Source organism: Streptomyces sp. UF-297, from assembly GCF_058245575.1.
In genome coordinates, this window is record NZ_JBSIBZ010000064.1 from 39,481 (window position 1) to 60,065 (window position 20,585).

The window sequence follows — 20,585 nt, forward strand, 5'->3', positions numbered from 1 at the left end:
AAACCGTCGGTTGTGTAACAGCCCGCCGGGGGTCATACCTCTGACGGACGGCGGGCCCGGGTCCGTCATCCTCCCGGGGGATGGCCGGCTGCCGTAAGACCTACGGGCGCGGGGCGTGCGGGCCGGCCGGGGCCGGTGCGGCGCGGGTGGGGTTCCTCAGGTCAGCGGGAGGCGGTACAGACCGCCCTGGAGGGGCTCGACCAGGCCGTCGGAGACCAGGCCGTCCAACGCCCTGGCACGCTGCACCGGCTCGTCCCACACCGCGTCCAGCACCACCTGCGGAACGGGCGCGACGGCCTCGCGCAGCACGGCCAGCAGCTTGCCGCGCACCTGGCGGTCCGTACCGGCGTACGTCTGGCCGCGCCGCGGCGGCCCGTCGTGCGCCGGGGAGCCGGCCAGCCGCCAGGCGCACTGCGCCGCGATCGGGCAGCGCCCGCACTCGGGGCTGCGGGCCGTGCACACCAGCGCGCCCAGCTCCATCGTGGCCGCGGCCCAGCGCGCCGCCGTCGCCTCGTCCTCGGGCAGCAGGGCGCGGGCGAGCTTGCGCTCGGCGGCGGTGGTGGCGTTGGGCGGGTACTGGCGGCCGGTGACGGCGCGCGCGAAGACCCGGCGGACGTTGGTGTCCAGGACCGCGTGGCGCTGCCCGTACGCGAAGGAGGCCACCGCGGCGGCGGTGTACTCGCCGACGCCGGGCAGGGCCAGCAGCTGGCCGTGCTCGCGCGGTACGTCGCCGCCGTGCCGCTCCTGTATGGCCGAGGCGGCGGCGTGCAGGCGCAGCGCGCGCCGCGGGTAGCCCAGGCGGCCCCAGGCGCGCACCGCCTCGCCCGGGGCCTCCGCGGCCAGGTCGGCGGGGCGCGGCCAGCGGGCCAGCCACTGTTCGTAGACCGGCAGCACGCGGCTGACCGGGGTCTGCTGCAGCATGAACTCGCTGACCATCACGCCCCAGGCTCCCGCCTCGGGACGGCGCCAGGGCAGGTCCCTGGCGTGCCCGTCGAACCAGGTGTTGACGGGGGCGTGCAGAGCGGTGCCGTCGTCGCAGGGGGCGGGGTCCGTGGTCGTCCCCCCGGCGGCGGTCTCGGTGGCGGTCCCGGCGATGGTCTCGGTGGTGGAGGCAGGCATCGAAGTCATGGCACCGCCGATCCTGGCACGACAGCGGGCGGCCGAGAAACGCATCCGGCCACCGGCGCCCCACGCCCACCCGCACGCACGATGCCCGCACGCCCCGACGGACGGCGGCTGCGGGCCCTCGGTGGCACCGCCGACGGGCTCCTGCCATCCCGTGCACGCCCGGGCGGGTCTCGCGGGCCGGGCCGCCGTGGGCCCGGGGCGGGAGGGCGGGGAGGATGCAGGGGTGACAGACAGCGGTGAGATGCGGTGCCCCGAGGCGATCGTGCGGGCTCTTGGGACGCACACGACGATGACGCTGGCGTACGTGGACGAAGACGGGCCGCAGGCCTGCGCGGTGCTGTATGCCCCCGCCGAAGACGCAGAGGGCGCGGCGCCGGGGCTGGTGTTCGTCACGGCGGCGACCACGCGGCACGGGCGGGCGCTGGGCGTTCCCGGTGCGCGGGCGGCCTTCACGGCGCAGCGGGACGGGCAGGAGTGGCGGGCCCTGACCGGGGTCCAGGGCCGGGGCAGCTGCCGGCGGCTGGAAGGGGCGGAGCGGGAGGCGGCCTGGCGCCTGTACACCGGCCGCTTCCCCTTCGCCGCCGCCGACGAGCGCCTGCGGGCCGCGGTGGAGCGCACCGATCTGTGGCAACTCACCCCCGACTGGCTGCGGTTGATCGACAACGGCAGGCGCTTCGGACACAAGGAGGAGTGGGGGGCCTGAGCGCTGTGCCAGGAGCGCGGCCGCGGTGGGGCGGCCGCGCCACCGCGGCGGAGGTCGTGTGCCCCGTGCGGGGCGCGGCAGTGCGCTCAGAAGCGGTGCGAGTCCGCGTAATCCTGCCGCTCGCCGGCGTGGGCCCCGCGCGACTGGGCGGGTACGGCCGGGCGCCCGGCCGCGACCAGGGGGCGCAGGCGGGTCGTGCCGAGGTGGGTGACCAGGGCGGTCAGGGGGCGTACCAGGAGCCAGGCGCACAGGGCCGCGACGACGGTGCCCAGGGCGAGGCCGACCGCGACGTCGTGCGGGTAGTGGGCGCCGACGAAGACCCGGGAGAAGCCCGTCAGCAGCGCCACCGGGACGGCCAGCCAGCCCGCGGCGGGCCAGGCGATGACGATGCCGACGGCCAGTGCCGCGGCGATCGTGGAGTGGTTGCTGGGGAAGGACCAGTCGCCGGGCGGCGGGCACGGCACGATCGAGGCGGCGGCGCCGACCACCGCCCGGCAGGGCCGCTCCTCGTCGATCATGCTCTTGACGACCTCGCTCACGACGTAGGCGACCGCCGTGCCGATCGGCACGATCACCGCCAGGGCGACGCGCTGGGCGTCCCCGCTCCGGGCCCGCCACCAGCCCAGGACCGCCACGGCCATCAGCAGCAGGATGCCGCCCTCCGTGCCGATCTCGGCCAGGAAGTGCACCCAGCCGGGGGTGCCGTGCGCGAAGTCGGTGATGTCGCGATAGAGATCGGTGCTGTTCATGAACACCGACCATACGGAGTGTGAACGGCGGCCCGCACCGGACCAACGTCGTCGGCCGCCCCTGACGAAAGTCAGGGGCGCGGACGGGCGGTGGCGCCGCTCAGCGGTCAATGACCGTGTGTAATCGATGGATTACCGGGCTGATGATGGGAAAAGTTACGCCTTCGTGCGGCGGGTGCTGGCCGGTGCGGCAGCTGATCTCTCGTAGAGTTTCCGCGTGGGATCTCTGCGCAATCCGATCGGGCCGCTTCCCTCCTCCATCTACTGGCGGCGGAGGGCCGTTGCGCTCGCCATCCTCGCGCTGCTCGTGCTGTTGGTGGTGTGGGCCGTCAACTTGGGCGGGGGCGACGGGAAGAACACCAACGACGCCAAGGGGCCGGACGGGCAGGGGCCCGCGACATCCATCACGCCCGGGCCCAACGCCACGGACTCCGGCATCAGTCAAAAGCCGGGCGGGCGCGACGAGTCGAGCGGCGGCTCCGGCTCCGGTACGGGGCCCGGCGGCGGCTCGGGCGGCAGCGGCGGCGCGGGTTCCGGCGGTGCGGGCTCGGGCGGCAGCGGCGGCGGTACGGGCGCCGGCGCGGGTTCCGGTGCGGGCGTGCCGATCGGGGAGGGGCCGGGCGGCAACGCCCTGCCGGCGGGCTCCCCGCTGCCGAACTGCGCAGCCGGCACGACCGAGTTGAAGCTGCGCAGCGTGAAGAACTCCTACGGGCCCGACGAGAAGCCGAAGTTCGAGCTCGTCCTGGACAACACCTCCGGCAGCGCCTGCAAGGTGGACCTGGGGCGTACGGCCGCGGTGCTCACGGTGACCGCCGAGGGCGGGGACCGCGTGTGGTCCTCGGGCGACTGCCCGTCACGTCCTGGTGCCGCGCTGGTGCAGATTCCCGGCAAGCAGTCCACGAAGCGGACGGTGGAGTGGGACCGCGTGCCCAGCGCTCCGCAGTGCGCCACGCCCGACACGGGGTCGGTGCAGCCCGGCACGTACCTTCTCGAGGCCAAGGTCCCCGGACTCACCACGGCCCGGGTCTCCTTCGTCCTCGCCAAGGACTGACCGAAAACCCCTCCCCTCCCGCTGCGGGGAGGGGAGGGGCGCGGCGTCAGACGTAGCGCTCCAGGATGGAGGACTCGGCCAGGCGGGAGAGGCCCTCGCGGACGGAGCGGGCCCGGGCTTCGCCCACGCCGTCGACGGTCTGGAGGTCGTCGACGCTGGCGGCGAGGAGCTTTTGGAGGCCGCCGAAGTGTTCCACGAGGCGGTCGATGACGGCGCCCGGCAGGCGGGGGACCTTCGCCAGGAGGCGGAAGCCGCGCGGGGAGACGGCGGAGTCGAGGGTCTCGGGGGAGCCGCTGTAGCCCAGGGCGCGCGCCACGATGGGGAGTTCGAGGAGCTCGGCGTGGGTGAGGGCGTCGAGTTCGGAGAGGGCCTCGGCCACCGTGCGGGAGCGCTTGGCGGTGGGCTCGGGGACGTAGTCGCGCACGACCAGTTCGCGCTCGGGCTCCACGCCGGCGATCAGCTCGTCGAGCTGGAGGGAGAGCAGGCGGCCGTCGGTGCCCAGCTCGACGACGTACTCGGCGATCTCGGTGGCGATGCGGCGGACCATCTCCAGGCGCTGGGCGACGGCGGTCACGTCGCGGACCGTCACCAAGTCCTCGATCTCCAGGGCGGAGAGGGTGCCGGCGACCTCGTCCAGGCGGAGCTTGTAGCGCTCCAGGGTGGCCAGCGCCTGGTTGGCGCGGGAGAGGATCGCGGCGGACTCCTCCAGGACGCGGCGCTCGCCGCCCACGTACAGCGCGATCAGCCGCATGGACTGGCTGACGGAGACGACCGGGAAGCCCGCCTGGATGGAGACGCGCTGCGCGGTGCGGTGGCGGGTGCCGGTCTCCTCGGTGGGGATGGAGGCGTCCGGGACCAGCTGGACGCCGGCCCGCAGGATCTTGGTGATGTCCTTGTCCAGGACCAGCGCGCCGTCGAGCTTGCACAGCTCGCGCAGCCGGGTCGCCGAGAACTCCACGTCCAGGACGAAGCCGCCGGTGCACATCGATTCGACGGTCTTGTCGAAGCCCAGGACGATCAGCCCGCCGGTATTTCCGCGCAGGATGCGCTCCAGGCCGTCGCGCAGAGCCGTGCCGGGTGCGACCGCGCTCAGGGAAGCGCGCATCAGACCTTCGGTGCCGGCGCTGCCTCCGGACCTGCCGGGAGACGCTGCCCGGTCGTTGGCTGCCACTGCACTCCTCCGTCGCAAGGTCTGTCGGTGCCGCAGCCCGCCCGGCGCTATGCCTTCGTTGCCTTGGTCACGTACGCGTTCTGCCTGGGTTTGCTCCCTGCTCTGCGTACGTACGGGCGAGACCAGGGCAAAGTCTACCGGCGCTCCTCCGGCTCCCGCGGGGCCTCCCGGCGCGCGGCCCCCCGCTCCCCGTGCTCCCCGTCCGCCTTGGCCGCCCTGCGGCTGCGGGGCAGCACCCGCAGCGCCTCTCCCACATCGGCCACCTCCAGCACCCGCATACCCGCCGGGATCTTGCCGGGGTCGCCGGGCACCAGGGCGTGCGTGAAGCCGAGGCGGGCGGCCTCGGCGAGGCGCCGCTGCACGCCCGTGACCCTTCTGACCTCGCCCGCAAGGCCCACCTCGCCGATCGCGACGAGGTTCTTGGGCAGCGGGGTGTCGCTGGCCGCGCTGGCCAGCGCGAGCGCCACGGCCAGGTCGGCGGCGGGCTCGGAGAGCTTCACTCCGCCGACCGTGGCGCTGTAGATGTCGCGCTTGCCCAGCGCGGAGATCCGGCCGCGCTGCTCCAGTACGGCGAGCATCATCGAGACCCGGGAGGTCTCCAGGCCGGAGGTCGTCCGGCGTGGCGAGGGGATCTGGGAGTCGACGGTGAGCGCCTGGACCTCGGCGACCAGGGGGCGGCGGCCCTCCAGGGTGACGGTCAGGCACGTACCGGGCACGGGCTCGTCGCGGCGGGTCAGGAAGAGCCCCGAGGGGTCCGCGAGGCCGGTGATGCCCTCGTCGTGCAGCTCGAAGCAGCCGACCTCGTCCGTGGCGCCGTAGCGGTTCTTCACGCCGCGTACGAGCCTCAGGCGGGCGTGCCGGTCGCCCTCGAAGCTGAGGACGACGTCGACGAGGTGCTCCAGCAGGCGGGGGCCCGCGATGTTGCCGTCCTTGGTGACATGGCCGACCAGGAGGGTGGACATGCCGCGCTCCTTGGAGGCGCGGATCAGGGCGCCGGCGACCTCGCGGACCTGGGCCATGCCGCCGGGCGCGCCGTCGATCTCGGGCGAGGCCACGGTCTGCACGGAGTCCAGGACCAGCAGGGAGGGCTTGACGGAGTCCAGGTGGCCCAGCACGGCGGAGAGGTCGGTCTCGGCGGCCAGATACAGGTGGTCGTCGATGGCGCCGATGCGGTCGGCGCGCAGCCGCACCTGGCTCGCGGACTCCTCGCCCGTGACGTACAGGGTGCGGTGGCTGTCGCTGGCGGCCTTGGCGGCGACGTCCAGCAGGAGGGTGGACTTGCCCACGCCGGGCTCGCCGGCCAGCAGCACCACGGCGCCGGGGACCAGCCCGCCGCCCAGCACCCGGTCCAGCTCGGCCACGCCGGTGGAGCGGGCGGTGGCCTGCCTGCCGTCCACCTGGCCGATGGGGAGCGCGGCGGTGGTGACCCGGCCGGGCGCGGTCGTGCGCACCGCGGGGGCGCCGCCGAACTCCTCGACCGTGCCCCACGCCTGGCACTCGGGGCAGCGGCCGAGCCACTTCGCGGTGGTCCAGCCGCACTCGGTGCAGCGGTAGGAGGGACGCTCCTTGGCCGACGTTTTACGGGTTGCCATGGGGTTCACCGTAGCCGTGGGGTCCGACAGCGGTGTGCGGGCGGGGGCGGGGCCCGGCCCCTGGGCGGTGCCGGGAGTTCACCCAGGGGCTGTCCGGGCTTCGCGGCACGGGCGCGGAAGGTGGGGTTCCTGTCCCCTTTTGAGGGAGAAGGTCACCCGTATGGGTTAAAAGTGTCCAGGTGGCGCGAGAGGCCCCTCATCATCCGCCTACCTTCGGCAAGTGATGAGCAGCAGGCCCGAACACCCCACGCAGACCACCGGCGCACACCCGGCGCGCGATGTCGCGCCGGGCCGGGACCGCGACCGGGTCCCCAAACGGGCCGAACGGCCCGAGCGCGCTGAGTGGTTCGAGCGGACCGAGCGCTTCGAGCGCTACGCCCCGCATCTGGACGGGCTGTTCACGTACTGCCTCTCCGTCCTGTGCGAGCACGACGCCGCCACCGCGGTCCTGGGCGAGGTCCTCGCCCTGGCCGAGCGCCACCACAGCAGGCGGCCCTCCGACCCGGCCCTGTACCGCCCCTGGCTGTACGCCCTGGCCCGCTGGGCCTGCCTGCGCCATCTGGCCGAGCGCCCGCCGCCGCCCGCCGGCCTGCCCAAGGAGGTCCCCGCCGCGCGGCGGCGCGAACTGGCCGCGCTGGCCTGGCCGGAGGCCGCCGGCACGACCCCCGAGCAGCGCGAGGCCCTGGAGCTGTCGGTACGCCACCGCTTGCCCTACCGGGAGGTCGCGGCCGTCCTGGGCCTGGAGCCGATCGCCACCCGCGCCCTGCTGTCGGCCGCGTCCTGCGAGGTCGAGCGGACCCGGGCGGCGCTGTCCGTCGTCGAGTTCGGCCGCTGCCCCGATGTCGCGCAGCTGGCCGGGGACACCCAGATGCTGCTGGGCGCCGCGCTGCGCAGGGAACTGGTGCGGCATGTCGACGAGTGCGCGGAGTGCCGCCGTACGGCCGAGCGCGCCACCGCCCGCGGGCCCTGGCCCGGCACCGCGCCCGTCACCCACGGCGCGCTGCCGCTGGTCCTGGCCCCGCAGGCGGAGGTGCGGGCCGCGATGGCGGCGGCACAGCACTCGCGGTCGGGGCGGGCCGAAGGGGTCGCGGGCGCCGCCGTGGGCGCGGCGGCGGCGCGCGAGCGGGGCAAGGGGTCTACGCGCCGGGCCGGGCGGATGGTGCGCGGCGGCTCCAACGGGGTCCCGCGCTACGACCGCAGCGGATTCCCCGTGGGCCCCAAGGACCGGGCGGCCCGCCGCCGCAGGCTGCGCAGCCGCGCGCTGACCACGACCGTGGTCGCCACCGTCATGGCCGCCCCGGTGCTCGCCCTGTGGGCGGCCTACCGCGGGGGTCCGCTGGCGGGCGAGGAGCAGGACTCCCCGTCGGTGACGGCCAATGAGACCGACGGCCAGGACCGCCTGGACGGCCGCCCGTACGAGAACGCCGGCAGCGCCAGGACCAGCCCCGACCCGCCGTCGGCCGCCCCGCGGGTCTCGGACGTCTCGGTGAAGGTGCTCGGCAGGAACGGCCTACCGCTGCCGGCCGGGGAGGCCGACCGCGCCCGTACGGGCCCCGGGCGGCTGGCCGTCACGGCCCGGCCCAGCGGCGCCACCACCCTCATCACGATCACCGCCTCCGGAGGCACCTCGGTGCGCTGGGCGGCCTCCGGAGGCGCGCCCTGGCTGCTGCTGAGCGCCACGGGAGGCGAGCTGCGGCCGGGGCAGTCCACGACGCTCACGGTCCACATCGACCGCGCCCGTGAGCCGTCCGGGCCCTGGGCCGGGCACATCCTCATCGAGCCGTCCGGCGCGGTCGTGGTCATCGAGGGGCGCGGGGCGGGGGCCCCCCCCCCCCCGGGCCCGGCTCCCTCGCGCCCGGACCCCGCGCCGTCGTGGCCCGGCCACACCCCTGCGCCCTCCGGCCCGCCGCCGAGCGGGAGCCCGGCTCCCGGCCCGACGCCCCCCGACCCGCCCCCCACGGGCGGGGACCCTGCTCCGGGGGAGCCCACTCCCGGCACTCCGGCCCCCGGCGATCCCACTCCGGGGGACCCGTCACCGGCGGGCTCGACGCCGGGCTCCACCGGCCCCACCTCCGCGGACCCCATTTCCACCGCCGGCTCGACGCCGACCGCGGGCGAGCCCGTACCGGCGTCCCCGAGCGGGCCCGCGTGACCGGGCGCGGCCGAGACCGTGACCGGCTGCGGCGACCGGCCGCGGCGACCGGCTGCGGCCCAAGGCCGTGACCGGCCGCGGCCCAAGTCGCCTACGCGTACGGATACGACAACGGGAGCGGCCGCCGGTCGATCGGCCCCGCTCCCGTAGCGCCCCAACGGCGTCGTGCCCCGCCCCGGCTACGCCTTCGGCGCCGGATCGGCCGGGTGCGGTGCCATGGGCAGGGTCGCCGCCAGCCGCTCCTCGCACAGCTCCACGAGGCGGGCGTAGCCCTTCTTGCCCATCAGCTCCTTGAGTTCGGGGCCGTAGGAGACGTACACCGGGTCGCCCGCGCCGTGCGCCGAGGTCGCCGAGGTGCACCACCAGTGCAGGTCGTGGCCGCCGGGCCCCCACCCGCGCCGGTCGTACTCCCCGATGGTGACCTGGAGGACCTTGGTGTCGTCCGGGCGCTCGATCCAGTCGTAGGTACGCCGCACCGGCAGCTGCCAGCACACGTCCGGCTTGGTCTCCAGCGGCTCGCGGCCCTCCTTGAGCGCGAGGATGTGCAGCGAGCAGCCGGCGCCGCCCGCGAAGCCGGGGCGGTTCTGGAAGATGCAGGAGCCGTTCCAGCGGCGGGTCTGGCGGTCGCCGTCCTCGTCCTCCTGGATCCAGCCCGATTCCGTACCGACATCGTGGAACTGCCAGATCTCCGGCGTGAGTCGGGACACGTGCTTGGCCACGCGCTTCTCGTCGTCGTCGTCGGAGAAGTGGGCGCCCAGCGTGCAGCAGCCGTCGTCCGCGCGGCCCGCCTGGATGCCCTGGCAGCCGCTGCCGAAGATGCACGTCCAGCGGGAGGTGAGCCAGGTCAGGTCGCAGCGGAAGACCTGTTCGTCGTCGGCCGGGTCGGGGAAGGTGACCCAGGCCCGGGCGAAGTCGAGGCCGACCTCGTCGGAGCGCACCGCGCGCACGCCCTGCTTTTCGGCCTTCTTGAGTGCTTTTTTCTGCTTCGCCTTTTTCGTCTTTGCCACGGTTCCAGCCTAAGGCCGCGCACCGCCCCCGGCGGGCCACGGCCGAACGCCGCCGCTCGGGGGGCCGCGACCGCTTCCGGCCAGGCACAGTAGGTTTTCGTCCATGAGACTCGGTGTCCTGGACGTGGGTTCCAATACGGTCCATCTGCTGGTGATGGACGCACACCCCGGCGCGCGTCCGCTGCCGGCCTACTCCCACAAGGCGGAACTGAGACTGGCCGAACTCATCGACGCCCGCGGCGCGATCGGCGACGCGGGCGTGGACAAACTGGTGGCCACCCTGCACGAGGCGATCCAGGTCGCCGAGGACAAGGGCGTCGAGGACGTGCTGCCGTTCGCCACCTCGGCGATCCGGGAGGCCTCCAACGGCGAGGACGTACTGCGGCGGATCGCGTTGGAGACCGGCGTCGAACTGCGGGTCCTCTCCGGCGAGGACGAGGCGCGGCTGACCTTCCTGGCCGCCCGCCGCTGGTTCGGCTGGTCGGCCGGACGGCTGCTGGTCCTGGACATCGGCGGCGGCTCGCTGGAGATCGCCTACGGGCTGGACGAGGAGCCGGACGCCGCGGTGTCGCTGCCGCTGGGCGCCGGGCGGCTGACCGGCAGCGCGCTGCCCGGGGACCCGCCGCAGCCCGAGGACGTGCGCGCGCTGCGCCGCCGGGTACGGGCCGAAATCGGCCGGGTGGTGAGCGAGTTCACCCGCTTCGGGAGCCCCGACCACGTCGTGGCCACCTCCAAGACCTTCAAGCAGCTGGCGCGGATCGCGGGCGCCGCACGGTCCACCGAGGGCCTGTACGTCCAGCGGGAGCTGAGCCGCAAGGCGCTGGAGGAGTGGGTGCCGCGGCTGTCCCGGATGAGCGCGGCGGACCGGGCCCAGCTGCCCGGCGTCTCCGAGGGGCGGGCGCCGCAGCTGCTGGCGGGGGCGCTGGTGGCGGAGGCGGCGATGGACCTGTTCGGGGTGGAGACGCTGGAGATCTGCCCGTGGGCGCTGCGCGAGGGCGTGATCCTGCGGCGGCTGGACCACCTGCCCGCCGCCTGAGCGCTGCGCTGGACGTGTGATCCGTCGGCCGCGGGCCGGCCGTGGCCGTTCGTGGCCGGGCCGGTCGCGCCCACGCGGCGGAGCCGCACATCGATACCACCCCGCGCCCCTCTCGGGGCGCGGCAGCGCACCGGGCCCGTCCCGGCCCGGTTCCGGACCACCTGCCCCCGCTCCCGCGCGGGCCCGTACGCTGTCCTTCGTGACAGAGCCAGTGGTGCGCATCCCGGATGCGAAGGTCGCGCTGTCCACGGCCTCGGTGTATCCGGAGTCGACGGCGACGGCCTTCGAGATCGCCGCGCGCCTGGGCTACGACGGGGTCGAGGTCATGGTGTGGACCGACCCCGTCAGCCAGGACATAGAAGCGCTGCGCCGTCTCTCCGACTACCACGGGGTCCCGGTCCTGGCCGTGCACGCGCCGTGTCTGCTGATCACGCAGCGGGTGTGGTCCACCGACCCGTGGGTCAAGCTGCAGCGCGCGCGCAACGCCGCCGAGAAGCTGGGTGCCTCGACCGTCGTGGTCCACCCGCCCTTCAGATGGCAGCGGGCCTACGCGCGCGAGTTCGTGCGCGGAGTGTGGCGCATGGCCAACGAGACGGACGTGAAGTTCGCCGTCGAGAACATGTACCCCTGGCGCTACCGGGACCGCGAGATGCTGGCGTACGCGCCGGACTGGGACCCCACCAAGGAGGACTACCGGCACTTCACGGTGGACCTCTCGCACACCGCCACCGCGCGCAGCGACGCGCTGCACATGGTGGACCGCATGGGCGACCGGCTGGCGCACATCCACCTCGCCGACGGCAACGGCTCCAACAAGGACGAGCACCTGGTGCCGGGCAGAGGCTCGCAGCCCTGCGCCGAGCTGCTGGAGCGGCTGGCCGCCACCGGCTTCGACGGGCACGTGGTCGTGGAGGTCAATACCCGCCGGGCGATGTCCGCCGCCGAACGCGAGGCCGACCTGGCCGAGGCGCTGGCGTTCACCAGGCTGCACCTGGCCTCGCCCACCTGGGTCCCGGGCCGCTGAGCGGGGCCGCAGCGGGCCCGCCGTGTCCGCACTCCGGTCGCGCGTCTCACATACCGGAGACCCTGTCCGGATCTTGGAGCCCCGGCGTACGCTCGGCAGCAGTCGTAACTGCCTAGGGAGTGAACCCGATGCCCGAGCTGAGGTCCCGCACCGTCACCCACGGCCGCAACATGGCCGGTGCCCGCGCTCTTATGCAGGCCTCGGGCGTAGCGCGGGAGGACTTCGGCAAGCCGATCATCGCGGTGGCCAACAGCTTCACGGAGTTCGTACCCGGTCACACCCACCTGGCGCCCGTCGGCCGGATCGTCAGCGAGGCGATCAAGGAAGCGGGCGGTATCGCGCGCGAGTTCAACACCATCGCGGTCGACGACGGCATCGCGATGGGCCACGGCGGGATGCTCTACTCCCTGCCCTCGCGCGACCTGATCGCCGACTCCGTCGAGTACATGGTCGAGGCGCACTGCGCGGACGCGCTGATCTGCATCTCCAACTGCGACAAGATCACGCCGGGCATGCTGATGGCCGCGATGCGCCTGAACATCCCCACCGTCTTCGTCTCCGGCGGCCCCATGGAGGCCGGCCGCGCGACCCTGGTGGACGGTACGGTCCGCAAGCTGGACCTGATCGACGCCATGGTCGACGCCTCGAACGAGAACGTCTCCGACGAGGACATCCTGCGCATCGAGGAGAACGCCTGCCCCACCTGCGGCTCCTGTTCGGGCATGTTCACCGCCAACTCCATGAACTGCCTGACCGAGGCGATCGGCCTCTCGCTGCCCGGCAACGGCTCCGTCCTCGCCACGCACACCGCCCGCCGGGCCCTGTACGAGAACGCCGCCCGTACGGTCGTGGAGATCACTCAGCGCTACTACGACCAGGACGACGCCTCCGTCCTGCCGCGCAACATCGGCACCCGCGCCGCCTTCGAGAACGCCATGGCCCTGGACATCGCCATGGGCGGCTCGACCAACACCATCCTGCACCTCCTGGCCGCCGCCCAAGAGGCCGGTCTGGACTACGACGTGCACGACATCGACGCGGTCTCGCGGCGGGTGCCCTGCCTGGCCAAGGTCGCGCCCAACGTCGCGCCCGGCGGCACGTACTACATGGAGGACGTGCACCGCGCCGGCGGCATCCCCGCCATCCTCGGCGAGCTCTACCGCGCGGGGCTGCTCAACGAGGACGTGCACACCGTCCACTCCCCGTCCATCAAGCAGTGGCTGGACACCTGGGACGTGCGCGGCGGTTCGGCCTCCGCCGAGGCCGTCGAGCTGTGGCACGCCGCCCCCGGCTGCAAGCGCTCGGCCACCGCCTTCTCCCAGTCCGAGCGCTGGGACACCCTGGACGTGGACGCGGCGGGCGGCTGCATCCGCGACGCCGCGCACGCCTACTCCAAGGACGGCGGACTGGCCGTCCTCAAGGGCAACCTGGCCGTGGACGGCTGCGTGGTGAAGACCGCGGGCGTGGACGAGTCCATCTGGACCTTCGAGGGGCCCGCGGTGGTCTGCGAGTCCCAGGACGAGGCCGTGGAGAAGATCCTGGGCAAGCAGGTGCGCGAAGGGGACGTGGTGGTCATCCGCTACGAGGGCCCGCGCGGCGGCCCCGGCATGCAGGAGATGCTCTACCCGACGTCCTTCCTCAAGGGCCGGGGCCTGGGCAAGGCCTGCGCGCTGGTCACCGACGGCCGCTTCTCCGGCGGCACTTCGGGCCTGTCCATCGGCCACGCCTCCCCCGAGGCGGCGGCCGGCGGCACCATCGCCCTCGTCGAGGACGGCGACCGCATCCGCATCGACATCCCCAGCCGCTCCATCGAACTCCTGGTGAGCGAGGAGGAGTTGGCGGCCCGCCGGGCGGCCCTGGACGGCACGTACGCCCCCAGGAACCGCGAACGCAAGGTCTCGGCGGCCCTGCGCGCCTACGCCGCCATGGCCACCAGCGCCGACAAGGGCGCAGTCCGCGACGTCAGCCGCTTGGGCTGACACCCGCCCCCGCCCGCGCTCACCAGCGGGCGGGGTCCTCCGCCTCCACGGCGAAGACCGTGCCATTGGGCGCCGCCGCGTGGACCCGGCCGCGGCCCGGATCCGCAAGCGGCGCAGGCAGCGATTCCAGATACCCCGTGCGCCCCGTGGCGATCCGCGGCACCGTCTGCCCCAGCAACGCCCCCCGCCGCGTATCCACCGCCAGCAACCGCCCGTCGGCAGCCGTGAAGTACAGCCGGTCCCCCTCCGTCGTCACCGGCGCCGACCCCCGGCTGACCGAGGTCTCCACCTGCCAGCGTCGCTCCCCGACCGCCTGGAGCGCCCCGCCGAAGCCCAGCACATAGGCCGTTTCGCCGCGCACCGAGATCTGCGCGCTCTCCATCGGCGCGGCGAGCGGAAGGCTGCGGCTGCGCCGGGTGCTGGGGTCGTAGCGGACCACCGCCGCGGTACGCGTGCTGAGCTGCCGGTCGGCGGCGGCGAGGTACGCCGCGCCCGAGGAGCCCGTACCCACCGGCATCAGCTGGCCGGGCAGTTGCTCGCTCCACCGCACCGTGCCGCTGCGCGGGTCGATGGCCGTGACCCGGGTGCTGGTGCCGTCCAGGGACAACTGGGCGGCGTAGGCGGTGTTGTGGTCGCTGATGCCGCCCTCGGCCCGCCCCTTCCCGCCGTCGGGGGCCTGCCCGCCCGGCGCGTACGACACGAAGCGCGGCTGCGGGTGCCCGGGGAACTTCCGGTGCCAGCGCGGCCGGTGCGTACGGCTGTCGAGCGCGGTGACCGTACCGTCGGCGGACACCAGCAGCACCCGGTCGCCCACCACGCGCACCCGCCCCCGGTACGCGGAGACGTCCTTGCTCCAGCGCGTGGCGCCCTTGCCCGCGGCCGACGGATCCAGCGCGTCCAGGCGTCTGCTGTCGGGGCTCAGGACGTACAGCAGCCCGCCGGACAGGACGGGCGCGCGGGGCGGCAGATCGGTCGTGCCCTCCGGACCCGCCGCGCGCCGCCAGTCCACCGCGCCGGTCCGCGCGTCCACCCGGGCGGCCAGCACCCCGCGCTGCACGCAGAACAGCGCCCCCTCGGCCTCCTGCGCGCCGTACGCGCAGAACGGCATCTCGGCGGGGTGCCCCGCGGGCCGCTTGAGCAGCGGCGTCTGCCAGGAGTGGAACGCGCCGTCGGCGGCGGCCGAGCGGGTCTGCAGCGCGGGGGTCTTCTCCTGCGCCAGGACCCGTACGCCCATGTACGTACCGGCGCCGGCCAGCACCGCCGCGAGGGCCGTCCAGGTCGCCCAGGCCGGCCACGTACGGCGGCGCCCGCGGGGCCGCCGGGCGGGGGCGTCGGCGGAGGGCTGCGACGCGGGGGGCGCGGGGGGCCCGGGGGCAGCCTCGGCGGGGGCGTCCGGGGCATTCCCGGCGGACCGCGGCGCGGGCCCGGCGGGAGCGGCCGCCCCGCCCCGCGGCGCGGACCGTACATGCGTGTCCTGGACCTGCCGCTCGGCCTCCCCGGCAGGCCGCTGCGCCGGAACCCGCGGGTCCGTCGCGAGGGCCGTCGCGCCCGCGGAAGAGGACTGCGGCGGCCCCGCGTCCGTACGCAGCAGCTCCATCAGCGCCGCCGGGGTGGGCCGCAGCTCGGGGTCCTTCGCCAGGCAGCCGCTGATCAGCCCCACCAGCTCCGGCGGCACCCCCGCCAGATCCGCCTCATCGTGCACCACTTGATAGGCGACCAGGTACGGGCTCTCGGAGTCGAAGGGGCCGCTGCCGGTCGCCGCGTGCACCAGCACCGAACCCAGCGCGAAGACATCCGCCGCTGGGCCCACTTCGCGCGGCCGCTGGAACTGCTCGGGTGCCATGAACGGCGGGGTGCCGATCAATTTCCCGGTCTCGGTGCGCATTTCACTGTCGCTGGGCCGGGAGATCCCGAAGTCGATCACCTTCGGGCCGTCCGCGGCGAGCAGGACATTCCCGGGTTTGAGATCGCGGTGCACCACTCCGGCCCGGTGGATGTCGTGCAGCGCCTCCGCCAGTCCCGCGGCCAGCCGCCGCACTTCCGCGGGAGGCAGCGGGCCATTCCGTTTCACATGTTCGGACAGGGTGGGGCCGGGAATGTAGAGGGTCGCCATCCACGGCCGTTCACCGCCGGTGTCCGCGTCCACCACCGGGGCCGTGAAGGCCCCGCTCACCCGCCGGGCGGCCGCCACTTCCTGTCGGAACCGCCCTCTGAACTCCGGGTCCTGGGCGAATTCCGCGTGCACGACCTTTACGGCCAGCCGCAGTCCGGACGCCGAGCGGGCCAAATGCACCACACCCATGCCGCCGGAACCGAGCTGAGCCTCCAGTCGGTATTTCCCCGCGTATTCCGGATGCTCCGCTTCCGGCCCGGCCCCGGAACTGCGCAGCGGCGGCATCTCCCCACCCCCGTGTAATTCGGCCGCAGTTGCGACGCACGGAGCCTAGTCGATGGTACGTACGAGAGCCGTGAGGCTTGCTAACCTGCGCGTGGCATCGGGCCATTGAACGTTTGACCGTCACCTGAGCGTCACCGGGGGAACGCTGTATGAGTACGCAGGAACAGGGACAGGGACAGGAATCGGTCCAGGCCGCCGTGGCCGCCGGCTACACGGTCGCGCCGGGCTACCGCGTGAACGTCCGCAACGGCGCGAGCACCACGGCGGACGTCGTCCGTCAGCTGCCGAGCGGCTCGCGGGTCTCCATCCACTGCCAGCGGCGCGGCCAGCGGGTCAGCGGCCCGTACGGCACCAGCGACATCTGGGACTGCATCGGCCCCGGAGAGTACGTCTCCGACACCTACGTCAAGACGGGCAGTGACGGCTACGTCGCTCCGCGCTGCTCCAGCTGACCTGCCGACGGCCTGCCGCTGATCTGCCGCCGGCCTGCCGACGGCCGCCCGCGCCGACCGGCCGCGCCGACCCGGCGGGCCGCGGCGCCGGCCGGGGATAATCGACGGCATGAGCGATGAGCGCAAGAGCCCCGAGGACAAGGGCGGCCCCGAGCCGGAGGAGATCCGTTTCTTCGGCACGACCTGGGTCGACCACGACGGCGGCTACGGCCTGCGCCGGGCCGGTGTCGCCGCCGGCTCGCTGGCCCTGGCCGCGGCCGGCGCCCTCGTGCTGCGCTTCGCCTTCCAGGGCCTGGCGATCGCCGAGGTCGGCTCCTTCGTCAACGTCCTGGTCGTCGCGGGCTTCGCCATCTGCAGCGCGCTGGCCTTCCGCCGCACCTGGGAAGGGTTCACCCGCCGCCCCGACCCCGCCGCCGACCGCCCCGGCGACCGGTCGGGACAGGGCCTGATGTTCATCGGTTTCATCGGCTCCCTGCTCGCCTACTTCTGCCGCAGCCTCATCGAGGCCCCCGGCGAGAAACTGCGCCGCACCGAATACGAGGCCGCCCGCACCCGCCACGAACGCCGCCGCAGCGCCCGCACCGGAAACCCCTCCGCCAAGAAGCCCAAGCCCAAGAAGCGCCACTGAGCCCCGGCTCCTAGTCCCCGTCCGCGACGCAGGCCGCCGCGACCGCCAGGCTGTCCTCGTAGATGTGGTGCCCCGGACGATCGCCGCCCGCCCCCGGCACGGTGTGCTCACCCAACTCCCGCCAGTGCGCGGCCACATCGCCCCGCGAGGCGCGCGGCCGCAACCACGGCACGACCGGGCTCCGATGCTGCTCGATCGTGCCCGGGGCGTCGATTACCCCGCACGTCATGGTGGGCACCATGGCCCCATGCCGACACCGCCCGACGACATCGACTTCGCCCGCTCCTTCGACTCGGTGGCCGCGCAGTACGCCGCGGCCCGCCCCGGCTATCCGCCCGCTCTTTTCGACGGCCTCGAAGAGGTGACCGGCCGCTCTCTGGCCGGCGCTGTCGTCCTGGACGTCGGTGCCGGTACCGGGATCGCCACCCGGCTGCTGAGCGGGCGCGGGGCCCGGGTCACCGCCGTCGAGCCGGGGGCCGCGATGGCTGCCGAACTGCGCAGGGCGCAGCCCGGCGTTCCCGTCGTCCACGCCCTCGGGGATGCCCTGCCCTTCCGTGACGACGCGGGCTTCGACCTCGTCACCTACGCCCAGGCCTGGCACTGGACGGACCCGGCCCGTTCGGTGCCCGAGGCGATGCGGGTGCTGCGGCCCGGCGGCGCGCTCGCCCTGTGGTGGAACGTTCCCGATCCGCAGCTGGCGTGGACCGTCGAGCAGGAGGCGCGGCTGGCGCGGAGCCTGCCCGGGTACCACGAGCACAACATCGCGCCCGGCGCGCCGGACCTGATCCGCGGCCTGGGCCTGGGGCTGGAGCCCGTCTTCCGCGTGCTGCGCTGGACCCGCCGCGTCCCGCTGGAGACCCATCTGGCGATGCTCGGCAGCCGCTCCTACTTCGCCGCGATCGGCCCGGCCGCCGCGCGCCCCGTACTGGAGCGGGAGCGCGCCGAGCTGCTGGAGCTCTTCCCGGACGGCGTCGTGGAGGAGGCGTACGCCCTGGATGCGACCGTCACCCTCCGCCCGGCCCGCTGACCGCCCCCGCCCCTCACCCGCCGCCCACCGACCGGCCGCCGCCCTCCACCACCCGCGACCCACCGGCCGACCGCCGCCCTTCGCCCCGCCCCTGGCTGTCACACTCCGCCCCGCCGCGTCGTCTGTCCTATAGGGCAGCCCCGACGGCCGGTCCACTACAGCCGGGGGAGAGGCTGGAGCAGCAGCACCCGAGGAGACGAAGGGGATGGGGACATGACACGGGGACCTTCGGCAGCACCAGGCACGGACCGCCCGGCGCGCACGGCGGAGGCGCCCCGCCGGGCCCGGCTGGCCGAGTTCGAGGAGCACCGGGGCCGCCTCTGGGCCGTCGCGTACCGGATCATGGGGACGGTCACCGACGCCGACGACGCGGTGCAGGAGACCTGGCTGCGCTGGCAGGCGCTGCCCGAGGACACCGACGTCGACAGCCCGCGCGGCTATCTCACCACCGTCGTCAGCCGCATCTGCTACGACCTGCTGGGCTCGGCCCGCGCCCGCCGCGAGCTGTACGTCGGCCCGTGGCTGCCGGAACCCCTGGTGGCCACGGGCACCTTCGGCACGCCCACCGGCCCCGGCAGCCCCGCGGCCCCCGGCCTGCCCGTCCCCGAGAACCCCGAGGACCGCGTCACCCTGGACGAGTCCGTCGGCCTGGCCCTGCTCACCGTCCTGGAGCGGCTCACCCCCGCCGAGCGGACCGCCTTCGTCCTGCACGACGTCTTCGCGGTGCCCTTCCCCGAGATCGCCGAGGCGGTCGGCCGCAGCGCGGACTCCGTACGGCAGCTGGCCTCCCGCGCCCGTAAGCGCGTACGGGCCGAGGCGCCGCGCCGCACCGTCGACCGCGGCGAACACCGCCGCACCGTCGAGGCGTTCCTGTCCGCCGTCATGGGCGGCGACATGGACGAGCTGATGTCGCTGCTGGACCCCGAGGTCGTATGGCGCTCGGACGGCGGCGGCAAGGTCACCGCGGCCCGCCGCCCCGTCCTGGGCTGCGAGAAGGTCGCGCGCTACGCCAGCGGCCTGATCGCCTGCCACTTCGACCCCACGACGACACGGGTGTCGGTGTGCGAGGTCAACGGCGCGGCCGGCGTCGTCTTCGTCGACCGGGACGGCAACCAGGCGGGCGTCATCGGCTTCACCGTCCACGACGGCAGGATCACCGAGGTCGACGCCGTCATGAACCCCGACAAGCTGGCCCATCTGAACCTCGACGCCCTGTGACCCAGCGGCCCGGCACCCTGTGATTCACCGGACCCACCCCCTGTGACGCAGCCCACGTCACATTCCGCGCCGCTGCCCCGTCCCCCTTGTGAAGCCACTTCGCACCACGGCACACCAGGAGGACAGCATGGCGCTCCACACCCCCCGTACCCCTCAGGCGGTCGTCCTGGGCGGCGGCTACGCAGGCACCCAGGCCGCCGCCCGCCTGGCTCCGCACGCCCGGGTCACCCTCGTCGACCCCAGCGACCGCTTCACCGAGCGGGTACGCCTGCACGAGCTGGCCGCCGGGCGCCCCGAAGTCACCCACTCCCGCGCCCAGTTGCTCCGTGGCAGCGGCGTACGGCAGGTGGCGGCGCGGGCCACCGCCATCGACCCGCAGGCCCGCACCGTCACCACCGACGACGGCCGCACCCTCCCCTACGACCGCCTGGTTTACGCCCTCGGCAGCCACACCCCCGCCACCACGGGCACCCGCGACGACCGCACCTTCACCGCCGAATCCGCCGCCGAACTCCACAAGCGCCTGCGGGACGCCCCCGGCACGCTCGCCGTGCTCGGCGGCGGCCTCACCGGCATCGAGATGGCCGCCGAACTCGCCGAGTCCCACCCCGACTGGCACGTGCGCCTGATCACCGGCGGCGAGGTGGGCAGCGGCCTGTCCGCCAAGGGCCGCGCCCACGTCCGCACGGTCCTGCGCCGGCTGGGCGTACGCCTCCAGGAGGGCCACCACGTCCCGGACACGGGCCTGGACGAGATCGACGCCGATGTCGTCGTCCGCACCACCGCCATGACCGCCACCGACGACCTGGCGCGCCGCACCGGCCTGGCCACCGACCCCGAGGACCGGGCCGGACGGCTCCTGGTGGACGGGCGTCTGCGCTCGGTCAGCCACCCCGAGATCTATGTCGCGGGCGACGCCGCCGCCGCCCGCGCCGCCTCCGTCGGCCGGCTGCGCATGGCCTGTGCCACCGCCCTGCCCACCGGCTCCTACGCGGCCCGTGCCATCGCCGCCGAGCTGCGCGGCGCCGAAGTGGCGCCGCTGGACTACGCGTTCAAGTTCCAGTGCGTGAGCCTGGGGCGGCGCGACGGGCTGATCCAGTTCGTACAGGCCGACGACACGCCCCGCGAACGCGCCCTCACCGGCCGTCCCGCGGCCCAGTTCAAGGAGCAGGTGGTCCGCTCCACGGTCCGCTTCCTGAAGCTGGCGGCCCGCCACCCCGCCGCGGCCGCCCGCGTCCCCGGCTTCCACTGAGGCCGCGGGCCCGCGGCC

The 20,585-nt window shown here is 74.4% G+C and carries 18 protein-coding genes; 11 read left to right on the forward strand and 7 right to left on the reverse strand.

Annotation, left to right across the window (positions count from 1 at the left end):
* Positions 1-156 precede the first annotated feature (156 nt).
* Positions 157-1,128, reverse strand: a complete 972-nt coding sequence (locus tag AC4IJH_RS29605) for an HhH-GPD family protein (RefSeq protein ID WP_490854973.1) — start codon at positions 1,126-1,128, stop codon at positions 157-159.
* Between the two features lie 223 nt (positions 1,129-1,351).
* On the opposite strand from AC4IJH_RS29605, the gene AC4IJH_RS29610 reads away from it, so the two are divergent.
* A complete protein-coding gene (locus AC4IJH_RS29610; protein WP_490854974.1) occupies positions 1,352-1,831 on the forward strand; it encodes a pyridoxamine 5'-phosphate oxidase in 480 nt (159 codons plus the stop codon).
* 86 nt (positions 1,832-1,917) lie between these two features.
* Here AC4IJH_RS29610 and AC4IJH_RS29615 read toward each other — a convergent pair whose 3' ends face one another.
* Positions 1,918-2,580, reverse strand: coding sequence for a phosphatase PAP2 family protein (locus AC4IJH_RS29615; protein ID WP_490854975.1), 663 nt, complete (start codon positions 2,578-2,580; stop codon positions 1,918-1,920).
* Positions 2,581-2,797: 217 nt separating this feature from the next.
* Here AC4IJH_RS29615 and AC4IJH_RS29620 point away from each other — a divergent pair, with 217 nt between their 5' ends.
* Positions 2,798-3,631, forward strand: coding sequence for a hypothetical protein (locus AC4IJH_RS29620; protein WP_490854976.1), 834 nt, complete (start codon positions 2,798-2,800; stop codon positions 3,629-3,631).
* A 46-nt stretch (positions 3,632-3,677) separates the two neighbouring features.
* Here AC4IJH_RS29620 and disA read toward each other — a convergent pair whose 3' ends face one another.
* Together disA and radA are read right to left on the reverse strand one after the other, a co-directional pair.
* Entirely contained in the window at positions 3,678-4,802 is a 1,125-nt protein-coding gene (gene disA, locus AC4IJH_RS29625) for a DNA integrity scanning diadenylate cyclase DisA (RefSeq protein ID WP_490854977.1), read from the reverse strand.
* Between the two features lie 134 nt (positions 4,803-4,936).
* Entirely contained in the window at positions 4,937-6,394 is a 1,458-nt protein-coding gene (gene radA, locus AC4IJH_RS29630) for a DNA repair protein RadA (RefSeq protein WP_490854978.1), read from the reverse strand.
* Positions 6,395-6,617: 223 nt separating this feature from the next.
* Here radA and AC4IJH_RS29635 point away from each other — a divergent pair, with 223 nt between their 5' ends.
* On the forward strand, positions 6,618-8,546 hold the full coding sequence (locus tag AC4IJH_RS29635; protein WP_490854979.1) for a sigma-70 family RNA polymerase sigma factor: 1,929 nt from the start codon (positions 6,618-6,620) through the stop codon (positions 8,544-8,546).
* A gap of 179 nt (positions 8,547-8,725) precedes the next feature.
* Here the strand turns inward: AC4IJH_RS29635 and AC4IJH_RS29640 are convergent, their stop codons facing one another.
* Positions 8,726-9,553 (reverse strand): DUF3109 family protein, encoded by an 828-nt coding sequence (locus tag AC4IJH_RS29640; RefSeq protein WP_490854980.1) that lies wholly within the window; start codon positions 9,551-9,553, stop codon positions 8,726-8,728.
* 103 nt (positions 9,554-9,656) lie between these two features.
* Between AC4IJH_RS29640 and AC4IJH_RS29645 the strand changes: the two genes are divergently transcribed.
* The 3 genes from AC4IJH_RS29645 (at position 9,657) to ilvD (ending at position 13,592) form a co-directional block, all read left to right on the forward strand.
* On the forward strand, positions 9,657-10,589 hold the full coding sequence (locus AC4IJH_RS29645) for a Ppx/GppA family phosphatase (RefSeq protein ID WP_490854981.1): 933 nt from the start codon (positions 9,657-9,659) through the stop codon (positions 10,587-10,589).
* A 199-nt stretch (positions 10,590-10,788) separates the two neighbouring features.
* Positions 10,789-11,613 (forward strand): sugar phosphate isomerase/epimerase family protein, encoded by an 825-nt coding sequence (locus tag AC4IJH_RS29650; protein WP_490854982.1) that lies wholly within the window; start codon positions 10,789-10,791, stop codon positions 11,611-11,613.
* A gap of 128 nt (positions 11,614-11,741) precedes the next feature.
* Entirely contained in the window at positions 11,742-13,592 is a 1,851-nt protein-coding gene (ilvD, locus tag AC4IJH_RS29655) for a dihydroxy-acid dehydratase (RefSeq protein WP_490854983.1), read from the forward strand.
* Positions 13,593-13,611: 19 nt separating this feature from the next.
* On the opposite strand, the gene AC4IJH_RS29660 is transcribed toward ilvD, so the two are convergent.
* Positions 13,612-15,990, reverse strand: a complete 2,379-nt coding sequence (locus AC4IJH_RS29660; protein ID WP_490854984.1) for a protein kinase domain-containing protein — start codon at positions 15,988-15,990, stop codon at positions 13,612-13,614.
* 149 nt (positions 15,991-16,139) lie between these two features.
* Here AC4IJH_RS29660 and AC4IJH_RS29665 point away from each other — a divergent pair, with 149 nt between their 5' ends.
* Together AC4IJH_RS29665 and AC4IJH_RS29670 are read left to right on the forward strand one after the other, a co-directional pair.
* Positions 16,140-16,442: a peptidase gene (locus AC4IJH_RS29665; RefSeq protein ID WP_490854985.1), complete on the forward strand. Its 303-nt coding sequence runs from the start codon at positions 16,140-16,142 to the stop codon at positions 16,440-16,442.
* 109 nt (positions 16,443-16,551) lie between these two features.
* On the forward strand, positions 16,552-17,070 hold the full coding sequence (locus tag AC4IJH_RS29670; protein ID WP_490854986.1) for a hypothetical protein: 519 nt from the start codon (positions 16,552-16,554) through the stop codon (positions 17,068-17,070).
* A 10-nt stretch (positions 17,071-17,080) separates the two neighbouring features.
* Here AC4IJH_RS29670 and AC4IJH_RS29675 read toward each other — a convergent pair whose 3' ends face one another.
* Positions 17,081-17,299, reverse strand: a complete 219-nt coding sequence (locus AC4IJH_RS29675; RefSeq protein ID WP_490854987.1) for a hypothetical protein — start codon at positions 17,297-17,299, stop codon at positions 17,081-17,083.
* 18 nt (positions 17,300-17,317) lie between these two features.
* On the opposite strand from AC4IJH_RS29675, the gene AC4IJH_RS29680 reads away from it, so the two are divergent.
* The 3 genes from AC4IJH_RS29680 to AC4IJH_RS29690 all read left to right on the forward strand — a co-directional run bounded on the left by AC4IJH_RS29680 (position 17,318) and on the right by AC4IJH_RS29690 (position 20,567).
* Positions 17,318-18,097 carry a class I SAM-dependent methyltransferase gene (locus AC4IJH_RS29680; protein ID WP_490854988.1) on the forward strand — a complete coding sequence of 260 codons (780 nt, stop codon included), beginning with the start codon at positions 17,318-17,320 and terminating at the stop codon, positions 18,095-18,097.
* Between the two features lie 213 nt (positions 18,098-18,310).
* Complete coding sequence (sigJ, locus tag AC4IJH_RS29685) at positions 18,311-19,315, forward strand: RNA polymerase sigma factor SigJ (RefSeq protein WP_490854989.1); 1,005 nt, start codon at positions 18,311-18,313, stop codon at positions 19,313-19,315.
* A 127-nt stretch (positions 19,316-19,442) separates the two neighbouring features.
* The gene (locus tag AC4IJH_RS29690; protein WP_490854990.1) at positions 19,443-20,567 is read left to right on the forward strand and encodes an NAD(P)/FAD-dependent oxidoreductase; all 1,125 of its coding nucleotides are present in this window, start codon (positions 19,443-19,445) and stop codon (positions 20,565-20,567) included.
* The last annotated feature ends 18 nt before the right edge of the window (positions 20,568-20,585 follow it).